The sequence below is a fragment of the Deinococcus piscis genome (assembly GCF_014653275.1).
GTDB classification, from domain to species: domain Bacteria; phylum Deinococcota; class Deinococci; order Deinococcales; family Deinococcaceae; genus Deinococcus; species Deinococcus piscis.
Genome location: NZ_BNAL01000003.1, coordinates 116,929 through 134,840, shown reverse-complemented (window position 1 = coordinate 134,840; position 17,912 = coordinate 116,929). Strand labels below are relative to the sequence as shown.

General features: G+C 66.3%; 14 protein-coding genes. 3 read left to right on the top strand and 11 right to left on the bottom strand.

From position 1 onward, the window contains the following. Nucleotides 1-76: 76 nt before the first annotated feature. A complete protein-coding gene (locus IE158_RS02390) occupies nucleotides 77-1,321 on the bottom strand; it encodes an aminopeptidase (RefSeq protein ID WP_189642069.1) in 1,245 nt (414 codons plus the stop codon). 201 nt (nucleotides 1,322-1,522) lie between these two features. Between IE158_RS02390 and IE158_RS02385 the strand changes: the two genes are divergently transcribed. Beyond that, the gene (locus IE158_RS02385; protein ID WP_229838844.1) at nucleotides 1,523-4,450 is read left to right on the top strand and encodes a M16 family metallopeptidase; all 2,928 of its coding nucleotides are present in this window, start codon (nucleotides 1,523-1,525) and stop codon (nucleotides 4,448-4,450) included. Between the two features lie 76 nt (nucleotides 4,451-4,526). Here the strand turns inward: IE158_RS02385 and IE158_RS02380 are convergent, their stop codons facing one another. Further along, complete coding sequence (locus IE158_RS02380; RefSeq protein WP_189642068.1) at nucleotides 4,527-5,309, bottom strand: APH(3') family aminoglycoside O-phosphotransferase; 783 nt, start codon at nucleotides 5,307-5,309, stop codon at nucleotides 4,527-4,529. A gap of 21 nt (nucleotides 5,310-5,330) precedes the next feature. Continuing rightward, nucleotides 5,331-5,933 carry a DNA-3-methyladenine glycosylase family protein gene (locus IE158_RS02375; RefSeq protein ID WP_189642067.1) on the bottom strand — a complete coding sequence of 201 codons (603 nt, stop codon included), beginning with the start codon at nucleotides 5,931-5,933 and terminating at the stop codon, nucleotides 5,331-5,333. Between the two features lie 176 nt (nucleotides 5,934-6,109). Between IE158_RS02375 and IE158_RS02370 the strand changes: the two genes are divergently transcribed. After that, nucleotides 6,110-7,081 (top strand): YbaY family lipoprotein, encoded by a 972-nt coding sequence (locus tag IE158_RS02370; RefSeq protein WP_189642066.1) that lies wholly within the window; start codon nucleotides 6,110-6,112, stop codon nucleotides 7,079-7,081. 135 nt (nucleotides 7,082-7,216) lie between these two features. After that, a complete protein-coding gene (locus tag IE158_RS02365; protein WP_189642065.1) occupies nucleotides 7,217-7,783 on the top strand; it encodes a YbaY family lipoprotein in 567 nt (188 codons plus the stop codon). 62 nt (nucleotides 7,784-7,845) lie between these two features. Here IE158_RS02365 and IE158_RS02360 read toward each other — a convergent pair whose 3' ends face one another. From IE158_RS02360 to topA, 8 genes are all read right to left on the bottom strand, one after another. Next, on the bottom strand, nucleotides 7,846-8,715 hold the full coding sequence (locus tag IE158_RS02360; RefSeq protein WP_189642064.1) for a hypothetical protein: 870 nt from the start codon (nucleotides 8,713-8,715) through the stop codon (nucleotides 7,846-7,848). Between the two features lie 262 nt (nucleotides 8,716-8,977). Continuing rightward, the gene (gene mqnC, locus IE158_RS02355; protein WP_189642063.1) at nucleotides 8,978-10,156 is read right to left on the bottom strand and encodes a cyclic dehypoxanthinyl futalosine synthase; all 1,179 of its coding nucleotides are present in this window, start codon (nucleotides 10,154-10,156) and stop codon (nucleotides 8,978-8,980) included. Nucleotides 10,157-10,470: 314 nt separating this feature from the next. Next, nucleotides 10,471-10,779, bottom strand: coding sequence for a hypothetical protein (locus IE158_RS02350; RefSeq protein WP_189642062.1), 309 nt, complete (start codon nucleotides 10,777-10,779; stop codon nucleotides 10,471-10,473). Between the two features lie 41 nt (nucleotides 10,780-10,820). Beyond that, the gene (locus IE158_RS02345; protein WP_189642061.1) at nucleotides 10,821-11,888 is read right to left on the bottom strand and encodes a phosphotransferase family protein; all 1,068 of its coding nucleotides are present in this window, start codon (nucleotides 11,886-11,888) and stop codon (nucleotides 10,821-10,823) included. Beyond that, nucleotides 11,885-13,138 (bottom strand): acyl-CoA dehydrogenase family protein, encoded by a 1,254-nt coding sequence (locus IE158_RS02340; protein WP_189642095.1) that lies wholly within the window; start codon nucleotides 13,136-13,138, stop codon nucleotides 11,885-11,887. The genes IE158_RS02345 and IE158_RS02340 overlap by 4 nt, the downstream gene beginning before the upstream one ends. Before the next feature lie 35 nt (nucleotides 13,139-13,173). Continuing rightward, nucleotides 13,174-13,947: a glucose 1-dehydrogenase gene (locus IE158_RS02335; protein ID WP_189642060.1), complete on the bottom strand. Its 774-nt coding sequence runs from the start codon at nucleotides 13,945-13,947 to the stop codon at nucleotides 13,174-13,176. A 147-nt stretch (nucleotides 13,948-14,094) separates the two neighbouring features. Beyond that, nucleotides 14,095-14,721, bottom strand: a complete 627-nt coding sequence (locus tag IE158_RS02330; RefSeq protein WP_189642059.1) for a TetR/AcrR family transcriptional regulator — start codon at nucleotides 14,719-14,721, stop codon at nucleotides 14,095-14,097. Nucleotides 14,722-14,725: 4 nt separating this feature from the next. Next, nucleotides 14,726-17,866 (bottom strand): type I DNA topoisomerase, encoded by a 3,141-nt coding sequence (gene topA, locus IE158_RS02325; protein WP_189642058.1) that lies wholly within the window; start codon nucleotides 17,864-17,866, stop codon nucleotides 14,726-14,728. Nucleotides 17,867-17,912: the final 46 nt, after the last annotated feature.

Genomic DNA, 17,912 nt, shown 5'->3' with positions numbered 1-17,912 from the left:
AGCTTGAGGCAGAGCAGGCTGATACTGCTCCCTTCAAGCTTTCTGCTTTCTCCCTGGTACTTCCTGCTTTGCAGCCTCAGCGGGCGGCGTCCACCACCCACTCGCCGCCGCGCATCAGCGGGATGCGGTTGCCGTCCTTGGTCAGGCCGTCCACGTCGGTGCTGGGGCTACCAATCATCCAGTCCACGTGAATCAGGGAGCGGTTGCCCCCGGCGGCGGCCAGCTGCTGCTCGTCGCTGCCGCCCTCCACATTGGTGGAGTAGCAGCGGCCCAGAGCGATGTGTGAAGCGGCATTCTCGTCAAAGAGGGTCATGTTGAACAGGCTGCCGGTCTGCGCCACTGGGGCTGAGGCCGGGACCAGCGCCACTTCGCCCAGGTAAGCGGCACCCTCGTCGGTGTCCAGCAACTGCTGCAAGGTCTCCTGGCCGGTGTCGGCGCTGGCTTCTACGGCGCGGCCTCCTTCAAAGCGCATGCGGATGCCGCTGATGAGGGTGCCGCGTACCGACAGCGGCTTGGTTGCCACCGCCACGCCATCCACCCGCTCACGGTGCGGCGCAGTGAACACCTCATCGGTGGGCATGTTGGGCACGGTGCGCGTGCCCGTCGGGCCGGTCATGGCCCCGCCGTCCCAGATGTGACCGTCGGCCAACCCCACCGTGAGGTCAGTGCCCTCATTGCTGCGGAAATGCACCGCGCTGAACTGCTGTTCGTTGAGGTACGCGCTCAGCCGGGCCAGGCGGTCCGTGTGTGCCTGCCAGGCGGCCACCGGGTCTGCCTCGTTGATACGCGACACGGTAAAGATGTCTTCCCACAGCCGCGCTACGCCCTCGGCTTCGGGCAGGTCGGGGTACACGCTGCTGGCCCAAGCGGGCGTACTCATGGCCCCCAGGGTCCAGTCCACCGTGTGGCCGCTGATGGCCGCCGACACCTTGCGGCTCAGCTCTGCGCCGCGCTTGGTGCGTTCGGCAATAAGTAGGCCGTCCACTCCGGCCAGCAGGTTGGGGTCATCGCCACGAATGCCGATGCGGGCGTAGCCGTCATCCACCATCCGCTCGGCCTGCTCCATCACCCAGTCGGGCATAAACAGCGCGGCCTCGCGGCTGCCCTCCACATAGCGCAGCCGCTCCAGCTGGTCGTCGCGCCACTCTACACGCACATCCAGAGCGCCACGTCGGTAAGCTTCGGCCACCATCTCACGGACCAGGGGGGCCGCTTCCAGGGGCGCGCTAATCAGCAATTTGCCGCCAGCGTTGAGGCCCACACCCGTACCCACCAGCACACGGGCGTACTCACGCAGCTTCTCTTCAAATGTTTTGGACATTGCCGCAGCATAGCAAGGCCGCCCTGCGAATCCGGCGCAGCTCTCCCCGCAAGTGGCCGCCGACTGGCCCCTTTCTAAGAGGCCCGGTCTCTGGGCATAAGTCTCTGGGCATAACAGGCTTAGAAGCAGCCTCAGAAATGAGCTGGATGGCTCCAACGAAAGGATGACTTTTGCCTTCTATCAACCTGTTACGCTGAAACAATGAAACATAGGACACGCTTTTTACTCTGGACCGTCAGTCTCAGTCTGGGCAGTGCTGCGCTGGCCGCACTCTCTGGGGGCGGGCAGCCCCAGCCGACTGTGAGGACCGCACCAGACAGCCTGATTCCTGCGGCCCCAGTTCGGACAGGGCCAGTGCAGCAGGTCTCGGCCACCATGCCCCCGCTGCGTGACGAACCCGGCACCCGCTCCGGCGAGGTGCAACCGGGCAAGCTGCCCAAAGTGCAGCCTGTCCCCACCACGGCAGCCCAACCATCCGGCCTTCCCGCCAGAGTGACGTTCGTGACCCAGGCCGAGGGCATCAAGGAATACCGCCTGGACAACGGCCTGCGCGTGCTGCTGTTTCCTGACGCGTCCGCCGGCAAATTTACGCTGAACGTGACCTACTTGGTGGGCAGCGTCCACGAGAACTACGGCGAAACGGGCATGGCCCACCTGCTGGAGCACCTGGTGTTCAAGGGCACCGAGACCAGCGGCAACCTGATGGAAGCGCTCGGACAGCGCGGGGCGAACTTCAACGGAACGACCAGCCTGGACCGCACCAACTACTTCGAGACGCTGAACAACACGGGCGACAACCTGCAGTGGGCCATTGCGATGGAAGCAGACCGCATGGTGAATTCACGCATCAGCGGAGACGACCTCAAGACCGAAATGACGGTGGTCCGCAACGAGTTTGAAGCAGGCGAGAACAGCCCCATCGGGCTGACGCTCAAGGAACTGCAATCGGTGGCCTACGACTGGCACAACTACGGCAACTCCACCATCGGCAACCGCTCGGATGTGGAGAATGTGCCGATCAGCCGCCTGCAAGCCTTTTACCGCACCTACTATCAGCCCGACAATGCAGTGGTCACGCTGGCCGGCGACTTTGATGAAGCGCAGGCGCTGGGGCTGATTGCCCAGGAGTTCGGTAAGATTCCTGCGCCTACCCGCACGCTGCCTGCCCAGTACACCCGCGAACCCGCCCAGAACGGCGAGCGCAGCGTGACTGTGCGCCGCGTGGGTGACCTTCAGGCCTTGATGGCGGCCTACCACGTGCCCAGCGTGCGCCACGCCGACTACCCCGCACTGCTGGTACTGAATGAACTGCTGGGCGATGAACCCAGCGGGCGGCTGTACGCGGCCCTGGTCCAAAGCGGGCAGGCCAGCGCCACTGGCACTTTTCCGCTCACGGGCGGCGAGCCAGGGCTCATGATTGGCCTGGCCCTGCTGGACAAGGACGATGACCTGGACCGGGCGCAGGCCACGCTGCTCGCTGCGCTGGAACAAGCGGGCGACAAAGCCTTTACTGACGAAGAAGTGAGCCGTGCCAAGCAGCGCCTGGCCACCCAGCACCAGCAGCTGATGACGCAGCCGGGGCAGGTCGGTGTGGCCCTGAGCGAAGCGATTGCTGCCGGAGACTGGCGCTTGCTGCTGGAGCGCCGTGACGCTGTCGCCCGCGTGACCGCCGCCGACGTGCAGCGCGTCGCCCGCACCTATCTCAAGCCCAGCAACCGCACCCTGGGCCGCTTTATTCCCACAGCTCAGCCGGACCGGGTGGACATCGCCCAGGCCCCCAGTGCCCAGGAGGTGCTGCGGGACTTTGTGGGAGGTGAGGCCCTGAATGCGGGCGAAGTGCTGGATGTGACCCCAGCCGCCCTGGAACAGCGGGTCATCCGCGAAACCATCGGCAGTGTGGCAGTGGCCCTGCTTCCCAAAGAAACCCGTGGCGACCGCGTGCAGCTACAGCTGGCGCTGGACTACGGCACCCCTGAAACTGTGCGCCAAGCGGGCGCAGCCCCCGACTTCCTGGGCGAGCTGCTGACCCGTGGCAGCGCGGGCCTGACCCGCCAGCAGTTGCGTGACCGGCTGGAAGCCATCAACACCAACCTGAGCGTGTCGGGGGGCGCTGAAGGGCTGGTGGTCAGCCTGGATACCGAGCGCCAGCACCTCCCTGAAGCCCTGGACCTGCTGCGCAGCGTACTGCGAGAGCCGACTTTCCCCGAAAGCGAACTGGCTGAGCTGAAAACCCTGACCCTGACTGGACTGGAAGCGGGGCGCAGTGAACCGCAGAGCGTGGCTGCTCAGGAACTGGCGCGCATCTTCATGCCGCCAGAGGCCCGGCGCGGCGACCTGTTCTACGTGCCTACGCTGGACGAGGAACTGGAAGATGTACGGGCCGTGACCGTACAGGACGTGCGCGACTACTATAAGAACGTGATGGGAGCAGGCCGCGCCCAGCTGAGCGTGGTGGGCGACTTTGATCCGCAGACCATTCGCGCCGCCGTGCCGGAGTTGCTGGGCGGCTGGACCAGCCCCACCGCCTATGAGCGCATCGTGCCGCCACTGACCCGCCCCGCCGGGGTTCAGCGCAGCATCAACGTGCCGGACAAGGCCAACGCCGTATATGTCGCGGCCCAGAACTTTGCGCTGCGTGACGACCACCCCGACGCCGCCGCCCTGGAAGTGGCACTGCGGGTCTTCGGAGCAGGCACCGATTCGCGGCTGTGGAACCGGGTGCGCCAGCAAGACGGCCTCAGCTACGGTGTAGGGGCGCAAGTGGCGCTGTCCAGCCGCGATGAACAGGGCGTCCTGAGCGCATATGCCATCTACAATCCGGCGGTGCGCGAGAAGCTTTCGGCGGCCCTGCAAGAAGAGTTCCGCCGCGTGGCGCAGGGTGGCTTTACCGAAGCCGAGATCAACAACGCCAAGACTGGGCTGCTGCAAGAAGCCCGCATGGCCCGCACGCAGGACGGCACCCTGGCCAGCCTCCTGCTTCAGCAAGCCGACCTGGGCCGCACCTTCGCCTTCAGTCAGGAGTGGGAGCAGCGGATTGCCGCCGTGACCCCAGAGCAGGCAGGGGCCGCCTTCGTGAAGTACATCCACCCGGATGACCTGGTGGTGATTCAGGCTGGCAGCTTCGAGTAAAGGTCCCGTAGACTGAAAGGAGAAAAGCAGCAGGCCACAAATATCGTGGCTTGCTGCTTTCTCCTTCGTTTACCACTTAGGCCAGGTCGTCCAGCGCAGCGTAATAGTCCAGCTTGGTGTCATCCACCAGTTCGCGGCCATAGGTGTCCAGAAAAGGGTCTACCCACTTGCTGCCCAGGTTGCGGCGGATGGAGCGCACCGCCAGCGCCAGGTCGGTGTGGCGGTCAGCCAGGCCAGCGCGGCCCACGTCAATCAGGCCCTCCACGAACTCGCCCTGCACGATAAAATTGGGCAAGCAGGCGTCGCCGTGCGTGACCACGATGTCCTCGGTCTGGGGGCGGTGGTTCACCAGCCAGACCAGCACGTCTACCGCTGTCTGTCCCTGGCGCTGGGGGTCAAAGTCGCTTTCATCCACCAGTCCGGCTTCGACGCGCTCACGGGCCAGCCGCAAGCTGACCGGCAGGGTCATGGTAAAGGGGCAGTCACGGGCAGGCAGACTGTGCAGTCCCCGCAGCGCCCGCGCCAGCAAGTCCGCCATGCGCCCCGCATGCAGCGTGGCGTCCGGGTGGCTCATGGGAATCCCGGGCACACGTTCCATCGCCAGATACTCCTGGGCACTGTCGGTCACGTAGCCCAGCACCGTCGGCACCGGCACGCGCCCCGCCAGCCAGCGCAGCCGCTCGCGCTCGTCGGCCAGCGAGGTGGCCGCTGGGTGACGGTGCGGCTGAATCTTGAGGATATGGCGGGTGGAACGCCAGACTTCGGCCCCCGACTCGCCCAGGGTGACCGGCTCCCAGCGGGCGACAGGCAGGATGCGGCTGAAAGCGGGCGGAACCTGTGGGCCAGCGGTATCGGGCATAGGAGACAGTCTAACGGCGGCTCAGATGCCCGGATTGGCGTTCTGGTCGGCCCAGAGATAGCGGGCGGCCAGGGTGCGGTAGGGCGACCAGCCCTGCACCACGGCCGCGTGGTCCTGCCCTGGGTAGTGGCGCTCCAGGCCCTTACGCAGTGCCAGGTCGCCAAAGCTGAACACGTCCGGGTGCGCCAGCGCAAACATCATGAACATCTCGGCGGTCCAGCGGCCCACGCCACGCAGCGGCAGCAGCTCGGCCAGCAGCTGTTCGTCACTGTGGGCGGCCAGTCCGGCAAAATCCACTTGCCCCTCAGCCGCGGCCCGCGCAATGTCCTGCACGGACGCCACCTTGGCCCACGACAGCCCCAGCGCACGCAGGTCATCGGGGCTAGCAGCGAGCAGGTTGGCGGCATTCACCTCACCCAGCCGTTCTTCCAGCCGCGCATAGATACTGCGGGCCGCTTTGACACTCAGCTGCTGGCCCACCACCGAGCGAATCAGTCGGGCGAAGGGGTCGGTGACCGGCGTGAGCACCGGCAAATCGCCATAGTCGCGAATCAGCGCGGCCATCACCGGGTCACAGCTGAGCTGCGTGAGAGCGTCGCGGTGATGGGGAAGCGGGGAAGCCATGCTGCCCAGCTTACGGGAAAGGCGGAGCAGATGAGTCCTCAATCCTCAAAAGGGTGGCTTCTTCGCGTCGCCAACATATCCTCTGAGCTTTCGCGGGATGAAACTTCTCTAAGTGCATCTTAATACTGCGGCAAGGGTACTATTTCAGAGCCAGAGACTTTCCTAAAGTAAAGGTCATGAACCGTCAGATTGCTCTCTTAACCACCATGATGGCCGGTGCTGCCTGGGCGCAGACCACCGCGACTTCTACCACCACTATTGGCGAGGTCACGCTGACCAAGCCCGTGACTGCTCCGGCAGCGAGCCAGGCCGCCACCGAACAGGTCGAGCAAGTGGCCCCCGTGCCGACCAGCACCGCCACGCAAACCACAGTGGAGCCGATCACAGTGCCCCAGCCGCCGCAGGCCCCTGCCCAGCAAGTTCCCGTACAGGAACAGGTAGCTCCAGCGCAGCCGCTTCAGCCTGCCGTGCCCCCTGTCCGCACCGTGACGCCGCCCAGCTCGGCCAACAGCACCAGCTCCGTTACCAGCACCAGCGCGGCCAGCACGCCGGCCACGCCCCGCCCTGCCGCGAGCGCTGCTACAACCACCCCGGCTCCTCAGCCTGCGCCTAAGCCTGCTCCTGTCCCCGCGCCTAAACCCGCCCCGGCACAGGCTGCGCCCGCTGCACCTAAGCCTGCAGCAGCGCCCGCAACTCCCGCGCAGGCTGCGCCAGCCAAACCAGCTGCCACGAGCACTACCGCCAAGCCCGCCACTCCAGCCAAACCCGTGACCAGCGCCGTGGCCCAGGCTGCGCCTACTGCCGCCCCCAGCAACCTGCCCGCTGGCTGGCGTCATCTCAGCGGCGATATCTTCGGCTCCAAAGCTGTCACCCTGCCCGCTGGCAGCAAAGTGCAGGTGGCGATTGAGGCCGTGAACCGCACCACTGGCCAGCACATCCCGCACCTGCTGGTGGATTTCGGCGCTCAGGTGCTGCCCACCGAGTACTACATCAACTACAACCCGGCCCGCATGAACACCGCCAAATACGACTACGTGATTCAGGCCAAGGTCTTTAGCGCGGACGGCGAGATGCTGTATATGTCCGACGCCCGCCAGCCGCTGCCCCGCGACGTGGCTGCCAAGCTCAAGATTGATATGCGCTTCTAACCAGAGGCCCCGTTCAACAACCAACCGCCGTCAGCCATTGGGCCGGACGGCGGTTGGTCATTCAGGCCCAGACCTACAGAGAATGGCAAGAGGAAGCACACTTCTCGGCGCTGCGAAATCACTATGGTAAAAGGCATGAAAGTGAAGCTCACCCTGTTGGCCGCCCTTCTGACCGGCGTCGCCGCCGCACAGACCACCATCGGCAATGTCACCATTACCCGCCCCAGCGACGTACGCAACGTGACACCGGCCCGGACGCCTGCGGCCACCCCCGCGCCAGTGACCCGTCCGGCTCCAGTGCGTACACCTGCACCAGCACGCACTCCTACCACCAGCAGCGCCCAGGCCACGGCCATGACAGCCCCCAGCGACCTGCCCAGCGGCTGGCGTCACCTCCAGGGCCGCGTGGTGGCTCCCAGCGATATGCGCCTGCCAGCAGGCAGCAAAGTGGTCGTCTCTATTGAGGAACTAGCCCCCAACCTCGCGCACCGTTCCACCTACCTCAAGGTGAGCTTCGCAGCCACCAAACTCTCTACGCCCTACAGCCTCCAGTACAGCGCTCACCGCCTGAACCCCCAGAGCATCTACGCCGTGCGCGCCAAAGTGTATGACCGTCAGGGCCGCTTGCTGTACGCCAACAAGGCGCTGCACCGCGCTCCTGCCCTGCGCGCCGCCAAAATGAACATCAGCGTTTCGCGCTAAGGCCATAAAGCGCAGCCCTCTCTTCTCTCCCAGCCTGCGAACTGGGGGAGGTCTTTTTGAGGTTACTCGGCTCCGGTCCCTGCACCCAGCCGAGCGGCGAACCCGGCCAGCTCAGGCCACTCGGTTTGGCCTGCGTCCAGGGTCAGCAGCAGCGTGGGCTTGTGCAGTTCAGCGGCCACCCGCTCCAGTGCCGCCTGGAGGCCTGCGTCCTGCATGGGGGCCACCAGCACCAGCCCCTGCACGGCCCCCTTGCCTTCTAGCAGCCGCGCTGCGCCGTACAACCAGCGGTCACCGGCCTGAGCACGCGGGTCGCTCAGGCGCTCGCCCCGGTCCGAGACCTGCGAAGTGGGCAGCGTATGGGCGGGCACCGGAAACAGGCTGTAGCGGCTGAGCGCCTGCCACAGCCCCGCACTCAGCTCCGGGTGGGCCAGCAGGCTGCGGGGGCCAATCACACCCACGCTAACCTGCGAAGCGCGTTGCAGCGCCGGCCACTCTTCACGGCGCTCCGGCTGGCCCAGCGGCTGCACTTGCTCCAGGGCGCGGCGCACCAGGGCGGCGTTGCCCACCAAGCGCTGTCCCAAGTCTGCCGCCGCCGCTGCAAGGGCCTGGGGCTCGTCGGGCACAGCCACCAGGGGAGGCAAACCAGCAATGCGCTGAGGCAGCAATTCGGCAAAAGCGCCGCTCCAGGCATCGTCATGCACCGGCAGCCCGGCGGGCACCAAGACCGCGTCAACCTGAGTGCCCAGACTGAGAATCTCACCCAGAGCCAGCTGCACCAGCAGCGGCTCACCGGGCAAGCTGCCCCGGCCCGCTTCCAGCCAGGTGTCATAAGGAGCGCGTGGCCGGGCAGGTTCTAGGTCCAGCTCGCTCAGAAAGGCTCGCCAGTAGTCAGCGTAACGGGCCTGCGGGGTGGTCAGCAAAGCAACTTTCACGCTTCCAAGTGTAGTGCGGGTGGACAGGTGTAGTGCGGGTGGACAGGTGTAGTGCGGGTGGGCGGGTCTCGTGCGGAAGGCCACCCTGGACTCTGAGATACCCGGCGCGCGACATGAAATGCCCTGCGGCAATATCCGGCGTGCCATCACCAGATGAAGTTGCCCGCAAAGCACCGCTGTCAGGCTCTGACGGGCAACTTCACCAGCTTGGCCCTAGCGCTTCTCTGCGGGCGCTGCCACGGCAACCGGGCCAGGGTCCGGCTCAGGCTGGAGCAGAAGCAGGCGAGGCTCCGGCTCCTACAGCACGCTCGCCTTCGATATTTTCGGCGCTGCGGCCCAGAAAAGTCGCCACATCCGGATACTCAATAATCTGGAAGCGGCTGTTGCGGATGGCCGGCGTAAAGCCCGCGTCGTCAATGATGCGGATCAGTTCGCGCACGGTGGCCGAGTGCCGGTCATGACCGCCAGCGGCGCTCACCACGTTCTCTTCGAGCATGGTGCTGCCCATGTCGTTGGCTCCGTAGTAGAGCGCGGCCTGCGCCACCTTGAACCCCTGTGCCGGCCATGACGCCTGAATGTTGGGCTGGTTGTCCAGCGCCAGGCGCGAAATGGCAAGATTTTGCAGGTATTCGTGCGCGGTGGCTCCGGGGGCCTTGCCGTGCAGGCGGGTATTCTCGGTTTGCAGCGACCACATCGCAAAGCCCGAAAAGCCGTTGCCGTGCTCACGCAGCGCCCGGTCCTGCTGGTCACGAATCGCCACCAGGTGGTCGGCCCGCTGGCGGTAGGTTTCCCCAAAGCCGAACACCATGGTGCTGATGGTATAGAGTCCCTTGCGCTGCGCCGCGTCCAGAATGCGGAACCAGTCGTGCGACTTGATGCGGGCCGGGGCCGCTTTCGCACGCACTTCATCAACCAGAATCTCGCCGCCCGCGCCGGGCAGACCGTCCAGACCCGCATCAATCAGGGTGTCAAGCAGCTCATCCAGCGTCAGGCCGAAGGTCTGCTCGAAAAACAGCACCTCTTCGGGGCTGAACGCGTCAATGCGGATGGTAGGGTGGTGCGCTTTGATGTGCCGCAGCAGCCCGGTGTAATACTCCAGCGGCAGCTCCGGATTCACGCCGCCCTGCATCAGGATGCGGGTGCCGCCTACGGCTTCCAGCTCGCGGATTTTGGCGCTGATGTCTTCGTAGTCCAGTGTGTAGGCGTCGCTCTGGCGGCGGGTGCGGTAAAAGGCGCAGAAGTTGCAGCCCACCCGGCAGATATTGGTGTAGTTGATGTTGCGGTCAATCAGGAAGCTGACCACCTGAGGGTCGCAGCGCTTCATTCGCAGGCCGTGCGCCACCGCCGCCACCTGCGGCACCGGCAAGTGATACAGCGACTCGATTTCTTCCGCGCTCAGGCGTTCGCCCATAGCGGCTTTTTGCAGGACCTCAGCCGTCATGTGGGCCACTGTAGCACCGCCGCCAGCGGACAAAAGGGCCGCAGGGCAGCGCTCCACCACACGTCACCAAAAAACCGCCCGTAGGCGGCCAAAAGACTGGGAAGCGCGGCTTCAGCGGCGGGAACGCACTCGCACCGGGACAGGTCGGGAAGCTGGGCGGGCGACCTGCTGCACGGCCACAGCAGCGAGAACGGCAGTCACGGACAGCAGGATCAGAGTCATGCGGCATTATCCGGGCGCAGACCTGACAATTCTGTGGCATATGCAGCCATCGCGGGATGCCTTCAGGTTGGTTAAAGGATGCAGAAGCCCGCTCAGGCCGGGGTGGTGCGCAGGAGCACCGCTTCTGCCTGTGCGGGTAGGGCCTGCCAAGTCACCGCCGGAGGCAAATGCAGGGTTTCGCCGGCCCGCAGCCGCGCCCACTGCCCTGCCGGCAAGTCCACCACCACGTCACCGGTTAGGCACAGCAACCACTCGCCCGCCGGGTGCGCAGTCTGCGCTGGCAAGCGGCGGGTCAGGTGCAGCGCCCTCTGCACAAATGGCAGCCCCCCAGCGGGCAGCGTGACCCAGGTGTCTGGCGTGGCAGCGGCGAGGCGGGGCAGATGCAGGGGAGCGGGGTCCATCTCCCTCACCATATCCCCTGGCACCATATGGCCGGGCAGTGCTACGCCAGCGGGTGAGTGCGGGCCAGCGCCCGGCGAATCAGGAACGATGCCTGCTCGCCCAGGGCAGCGAAGCGGGGGTCACGGGTCTGCCCTCGCTGATAGCGCACAAAAATTTGCAGGGCAATCACGGCCAGCTTGAAGTCGCCGAGGAGCTCATACCACAGCAGCCCGCTCACGTCGCGCCCGCTGCGCTGGGCATATAGGCCCACCAATTCGTCCCGGTCCGGAAAGCCAGGCTGCTCGGCCTGAGCGCCGGGCAGGGTCCAGTAGGTGAGCAGCAACCCCAGGTCGGCCAGCGGGTCGCCCAGGGTGGTCATTTCCCAGTCCAGCAGCGCCGTGACCCGGCCTGGGTCGTGCGGGTGCAGCATCAGATTGTCCAGCTTGAAGTCGTTGTGGACCAGCGTGTGCGCCGACTCGGCTGGCTGGTGCTCCAGCAGCCAGGCCATCAGGCGTTCGTCGCCCAGCTCCCCGGCAGGGGCCAGGGCTCCGGGGGGCAGCGCTTCGCGGGCCCGCCGCCAGCGACCCGCCCAGCCCTCGATCTGACGGCGATTAAAGCCTTCAGGCTGGCCCAAGTCGCTCAAGCCCGCCGCCGCCAGGTCCACCGCCTGCAAGCGGACCAGGGTATCTACCAGCGCCCCAGTCATCCGTGCGGGAGCGTCCGGCAGGTCCGCGTATTCAGGCGGTAGGGCCGAGCGCATCACCATCCCTTCCCGGCGCTCCATCACATAAAAGGGCGCGCCCAGCACCTGGGAGTCTTCTATCAGCCGCAGCGGGCGTGGCGCAGCGGGCAGCACCGGGGCCACCCGCTTCAGCAGGCGGTATTCGCGGGCCATGTCGTGGGCACCGGGGGCCACCTGGCCGCGTGGGGCGCGGCGCAGCACGTAAGCCTGCTCGCCCGCCCGCAGCAGATAGGTGAGGTTGGAATATCCTCCCGGAAACTGCCGAGCTTCCAGTGCAGTCCAGTCCCCAGGCAAGTCGCCCAGCAGCTCCCGCAAGCGCTCCAGCGGCAGCTCCTCGCCGGGGCGCACGGGGACGGTCTCGGCCTGGGGCCGCCCTGCCCCGCTCACGCTTCTCCCCCACGGGCCGCCCGCAGGTCGATGCCCTGGCGGGCCAGCTCGGCCTTGGCAACCGTTTCGGTGTGTACGATGTCGGGGCCGTCGGCCAGGCGCAGGGTGCGGGCGTGCGCGTACATTTGCGCCAGCGGGGTGTCCTGCGAGACTCCCGCGCCTCCATACACCTGAATGGCCCGGTCAATCACCCGCAGGGCCATATTGGGAGCGACCACCTTGATGGCGGCAATCTCGCTGCGCGCCGCCTTGTTGCCCACCGTGTCCATCATCTGGGCGGCCTGCAAGGTCAGCAGCCGGGCCTGGTCAATCTCCATGCGGCTCCCAGCAATCAGCTCACGGGTGTGCTGGTGCGCGGCCAGCGGCTTGCCAAAAGCGGTGCGGGCAGCGGCGCGGGCCACCATCAGCTCCAGGGCACGCTCGGCCTGACCAATCAGGCGCATACAGTGATGAATGCGTCCCGGCCCCAGCCGTCCCTGCGCGATTTCAAAACCTCGGCCCTCGCCCAGAATCAGGTGGCTGGCGGGCACGCGCACCTCCTGAAAGCTGAGCTCGGCGTGCCCGTGCGGGGCGTCGTCGTAGCCGAACACGCTCAGCATGCGCTCGCGGGTCACGCCTGGCGCGTCCAGCGGCACCAGAATCATGCTCTGCTGCCGCCAGCGCTCGGCGGCGGGGTCGGTCTGACCCATAAAAATCGCCACCTGGCAGCGGGGGTCGCCCGCGCCGCTGGTCCACCACTTGCGGCCACTCACCACGTAGCTGTCCCCGTCGCGCCGAATGCTGGCCTGGATGTTGGTGGCGTCACTGCTCGCCACGTCCGGCTCGGTCATGCAAAAACCGGAGCGAATCTCGCCCCGCAGCAGCGGCTCCAGCCAGCGCTCCTGCTGCTCGGGGCTGCCGTAGCGGGCCAGCACTTCCATATTGCCGGTGTCGGGCGCCGAGCAGTTGAACACCTCCGGGGCCCACCAGACCCGGCCCATCTGCTCGGCCAGTGGGGCGTAGTCCAGGTTAGACAGTCCCGCGCCAAAGCGGCCTTCCGGATCGCTGGCAGGCGGCAGGAACAGGTTCCACAGGCCCTCAGCCTGCGCACGCAGCTTGAGGTCTTCCAGCAAGTGGAGGTGCGCCCAGCGGTCCCCCGTCTCGACTTCGGCCAGGAACGCCGCTTCGTTGGGGTAGATGTGCTCGGCCATGAAGCGGGTCAGGCGGCCCAGCAGCTCCAGCGCCCGTTCCGAGACGCCGAAAGCGGCCAGCGCCGCCGCGCCCGGTACGGGGTGTGGCGCGGCCGTCACGCGGTCTGCCCGCCGTCCACCACCAGCACCTGCCCGGTCATGTACGCCGACGCCCGCGACGCCAGGAAAATGGCCGCGCCCTTGAGGTCCTGTTCGCCGCCGAAGCGGCCCAGCGGAATGGCCGCCAGGAATTCTTTCTCGTAGCGCTCCAGCAAGACCCGCGACATGTCACTGGGAAACCAGCCTGGCGCGATGGCATTCACGCGGATGCCCCGGGGACCCCACTTCCAGGCCAGGTCACGGGTAAAGGTGATGACGCCGCCCTTGCTGGCGCTGTACCCGATCACTGGAAAGTGGCTGGGCGTGCCGCGCATCCCCGCCACCGAGGCAATGTTGATGATCGAGCCGCTGCCCTGGGCCAGCATGACCCGGCCCGCCGCCTGCGAACACAAAAACACACCGGTCAGGTTGGTATCCATCACCTTGTTCCACTGCTCTAGCGTCATGTCCTCGGTGGGGGCCGCCCAGGTGGTGCCAGCATTGTTGACCAGAATGTCCAGCCGCCCAAATTCGTCTATGGCGGCCTGCACGGCGGCCTGCACACTTGCAGGGTCGGTCACGTTGCAGGCCACGGCTATCGCCTGTGCGCCGCGTTCACGCAGCGCGGCAGCGGCGGCCTCGCAGCGCTCCAATTTGCGGGCACACAGCACCACGCTGGCGCCCATCTCGGTGAGGGCCTCGGCCATTTGCAGGCCCAGGCCGCTGCCGCCACCAGTAATCAGGGCCACCTGGCCCCGGAGTCCAAAGAGGGGATGCTCCTGAAGTTCCATATATCGTCCTCCCGCCCCCGGTCAGGGAGCGCAAAACAGCGTCTATAGGTGGGTAGAAGCCTATTATGCGTGGCTGGACTCGCGTTTCTCAACTCGCATTTTGGCGCGCTGAGTGGGGGCAAATGCCGGTGCAGCACTCGCAAATCTTCAGTGTTCCAGCAGGCTTTCCAAGTAGGCCACCAGCGCTGCCCGCACCTCGCCGCGCACCACCGGGTCCGCCGCACCGGAGGTGTTGCGCAGGAAATACAGCCCGTTGGCCAGGTGAATGATGACGTTTACGGCGGCGTAACGGCGCTCTGCCGAGAGGGAGGGAGCGCGGAGCGCCAAGAGCTCTTCTAGCTGCTGCGCGGTAGAGCGGCGCAGGTCCAGCGACCCTGGCACCCGTGAGCGGCTGAACACCAGCACGGCCAGCAGGCCAGGCGGCTCGGCATTGAGCCGGGCATGGGTGTCCAGCACGGCGTCCACCATCTCACCGGCACTGGCGGCCTGCACCTCCCGCAGCGCCGCGCCCAGCTCCACACGCAGCCGCTCGGTCCACTCCAGTTGCAGTGCGGCCAGCAGCGCCGCCTTGCCAGGGAAAAACTGATACAGCGACCCCGGCGACACGCCCGCCCGCGCCGCGATGCGGTTGGTGGTGGCCTGCTCGGTGCCCACGGCGGCAAACTCCTCAGCCGCAGCCGCCAGAATGCGGGCCACCATCTGGCGGCTGCGGGCCTGCTTGGGTTCGCGCCGGGGCCGCAGCTGGGGCGGCACCGTGCGCTCAGAGGCCGCCACCGGACTACACGATGCCGTCAGCGCGGGCCGCCTGGTTCAGCTTGCGGCTGGCCTGCAAGTTCATGCCCTTGGCCTGTTTCACGTCCAGGCCCAGCTCAGTGGCCACCTCTTCGACCTTGCGCCCGCCCTCGCGGGTGGCCGTGACCAGGGCACGCTCCTCCGGCGACAGCACACTGAGATAAGGCCGCAGCCGCTCCCAGGTGATGGGAGCCGACTTAGCGGCACTCTTGCGTGCGCCACCGCTGGCCGCCGGGCGAGTTGCAGCCTCGCCGCCCCCCCCAGCTGCGCGGGCCGCCTGGTTCAGCTTACGGCTGGCCTGCAAGTTCATGCCTTTGGCCTGCTTCACGTCCAGGCCCAGCTCAGCGGCCACCTCTTCGACCTTGCGCCCACCCTCACGGGTGGCCGTGACCAGGCGGCGCTCGGTGTCGCCGAGCACGTTCAGGTGGTGCTTCAGGTCGGCCCAGGCCAGAGCGGCTTTGGCTGGGGCTTTGGACTTGGCCGTCCTGGCTTTGCTGGTACTGGTTTTCCTGGTACTGGCTTTGGACCCTGTACTTGCCGCCTTTTTCCCTCTGGCTGGCTTGCCCTTGGGCTCCTTGCCGCGCTCCTGCATGATGCTCAGGGCTTGCTCGGCGCTCAGCGTTTCGGCGCTCTCGCCCTGACGCAGCGTGGCATTTCTGGTGCCGTCGGTCAGATAAGGACCAAAGCGGCCCTTTTTCAGCTGAATGTCGGGCTGGCCTTCATTCTGGAACACCGCCAGCGGGGCCGCCGCCTGGCCGCGCCCGCCGTACTTGGGCTGCTTGAAGATGTCCTCGGCCTGCGCCAAAGTCACGTCAAACAGCTGGTCGTGACTGGTCAGACTGCGCGAGTCGCCCCCACGCTTGAGGTAGGGACCGTAGCGCCCGTTCATCGCCCAGATTTCCTGCCCTTCACTAATGCCCACCAGCCGGGGCAGGCTCAGCAGTTCCAGCGCCCGCTCGAGGGTCATGTCGCTCAGGGAATCAGAGGGAAACAGGCTGGCGGTCTTGAGCGGCTTGCCTTCCTCGCCGCCCAGAGTGACGTAAGGGCCGTAGCGCCCGGCGCGGGCGAACACCAGCTGCCCGGTTTCCGGGTCGGTGCCCAGTTCGTTGTCGCCGCTCGGCAGGGACAGCAGTTCTTCGGCCTTTTCGAGGGTCAGCTCGTCAGGCACTAGGTCTTCGGGGAGGTTGGCCTTGGTGTCGCCGCGCTGCATGTACGGCCCGTAGCGGCCCACCCGCAGCTCGATGCCGCTGCCACGCAGCCGGGGCACGTCAATGGTGGCGATCCCGCGTGCGTCAATCTCGCCCATCTTGGTCTCAATCAGGGGGCGCAGGCCAAAAGCGGGGGCTTCGCCCGGCTGCTCCTGCGGGCCACTGCCCAGATAAAAGCGCTTCAGGTAAGGAATACGGTGTTCACGCCCACCCGCGATTTCGTCCAGGTCTTCTTCCATGCGGGCGGTGAAATCGTAGTCCACCAGCTGCCCGAAATGGTGTTCCAGCAGCGCCGAGGTGGCAAACGCTGTCCAGCTGGGAATGAGCGCGGAGCCTTTTTTCTGCGCGTAGCCCCGGTCCTGAATGGTGCCGATGATGCTGGCATACGTGCTGGGCCGGCCAATGCCCGCCGCTTCCAGCGCCTGCACCAGGCTGGCCTCGGTGAAGCGGGCCGGCGGCTGGGTCTGGTGGCCTTCGGGCTGCACGTCCTGAGCCTGGGCGCGGTCCCCTTCGCGCAGCGGAGGCAGGTGGGTTTCCCGGTCCCCCAGTGCGGCGGCGGGGTCATCGCTGCCCTCTACATAGGCGCGCAGAAAGCCGGGAAAGCTGATGGTGCGGCCCGACGCGGCCAGGGTCACGGGATCGCGCCCAGCCTGACCGCCCAGGCGCACCCGCAGGCTCAGGCCCCTGGCGTCCGCCATCTGCGAGGCCACGGTCCGCTTCCAAACCAGGTCGTACAACCGCCACTCGTCGCCGCCCAGCTCACCGCGCAGGCTCTCAGGCGTGCGGAAAGAACTGCCCGCCGGACGAATCGCCTCGTGGGCTTCCTGGGCGTTTTTGCTCTTCTTGGCGTACACACGGGGCTGCGGCGAGACGTAATCGGCCCCATACATCTGCGCGGCCTGCTTCCGGGCCGCACCCACCGCCTCACTGCTGAGGTTGGTGGAATCGGTGCGCATGTAGGTGATATAGCCGCCTTCGTACAGCTTCTGTGCCGCCCGCATGGTGCGCGTGGCCGACATGCCCAGCTTGCGCCCACCCTCTTGCTGCAAGGTGGACGTGATAAAGGGCGCGGGCGGGCGCTGGGTAAAGGGTTTTTCCTCGGCGCTCAGCACGGTGAGGGCCGTGCCGCGCAAAGCCGCCGCCAGTACGTTCGCCTCGGCTTCGGTCAGCAGACGGACTTCGGAGGCTTTTTTCAGCTTCCCGGTGGCCGCGTCAAAGTCCTTGCCTACCGCCAGCCGCTCACCAGCCACCTCAATCAGCCGCGCTGGGAAGGTCTGTCCGTCCTTTTCAGCGGTGACCAGCAGGTCCCACCAAGTCCCGCTCACAAACAGCATCCGCTCACGCTCGCGCTCAACCAGCATGCGGGTCGCCACCGACTGCACCCGGCCCGCGCTCAGTTTGGGGGCCACCTTTTTCCACAGCACTGGGCTGACCTCATAACCATAGAGCCGGTCCAGGGCACGGCGGGTTTCCTGGGCTTCGACCAGGTTGGTGTCGATGTCGCGTGGCTGCCCGATGGCCTTCTGGATGGCTTCCTTGGTGATTTCGTGGAACACCATCCGGCGCACCGGGACTTTGGGTTTCAGCTCCTCGAACAGGTGCCAGGCGATGCTTTCGCCCTCGCGGTCATCGTCAGTCGCCAGGATGATTTCGTCGGCCTGGGCGGCCAGCCTCCGCAGGTGCGCTACGTGGGTCCGCTTTTCGGGCGACACCACATACAGGGGCCGGAAGTCGTCATCCACATTCAGGCCCAGGCGTGCCCAGGACTCCTTCTTGTACTTCTCGGGGATATCGGCGGCGCTGCGCGGCAGGTCACGGATGTGCCCAATGCTGGATTCCACCGCGTAGCCCTTTCCCAGGTACTTGGCGATGGTTTTGGCTTTGGCAGGCGATTCCACGATGACCAGTGTTTTTGACATGAAAATTGATTCTCCCCTAGACGTCACTTGCAGCGGACAGTGCTGG

Excerpts from the sequence above, each read along its gene's own strand:
- IE158_RS02385 (WP_229838844.1), top strand. The coding sequence starts at position 1,523 with ATGAAACATAGGACACGCTTTTTACTCTGGACCGTCAGTCTCAGTCTG.
- IE158_RS02335 (WP_189642060.1), bottom strand. The coding sequence starts at position 13,947 with ATGGAACTTCAGGAGCATCCCCTCTTTGGACTCCGGGGCCAGGTGGCC.
- IE158_RS02380 (WP_189642068.1), bottom strand. The coding sequence starts at position 5,309 with ATGCCCGATACCGCTGGCCCACAGGTTCCGCCCGCTTTCAGCCGCATC.
- topA (WP_189642058.1), bottom strand. The coding sequence starts at position 17,866 with ATGTCAAAAACACTGGTCATCGTGGAATCGCCTGCCAAAGCCAAAACC.
- IE158_RS02370 (WP_189642066.1), top strand. The coding sequence starts at position 6,110 with ATGAACCGTCAGATTGCTCTCTTAACCACCATGATGGCCGGTGCTGCC.
- IE158_RS02375 (WP_189642067.1), bottom strand. The coding sequence starts at position 5,933 with ATGGCTTCCCCGCTTCCCCATCACCGCGACGCTCTCACGCAGCTCAGC.
- IE158_RS02350 (WP_189642062.1), bottom strand. The coding sequence starts at position 10,779 with ATGGACCCCGCTCCCCTGCATCTGCCCCGCCTCGCCGCTGCCACGCCA.
- IE158_RS02390 (WP_189642069.1), bottom strand. The coding sequence starts at position 1,321 with ATGTCCAAAACATTTGAAGAGAAGCTGCGTGAGTACGCCCGTGTGCTG.
- mqnC (WP_189642063.1), bottom strand. The coding sequence starts at position 10,156 with ATGACGGCTGAGGTCCTGCAAAAAGCCGCTATGGGCGAACGCCTGAGC.
- IE158_RS02365 (WP_189642065.1), top strand. The coding sequence starts at position 7,217 with ATGAAAGTGAAGCTCACCCTGTTGGCCGCCCTTCTGACCGGCGTCGCC.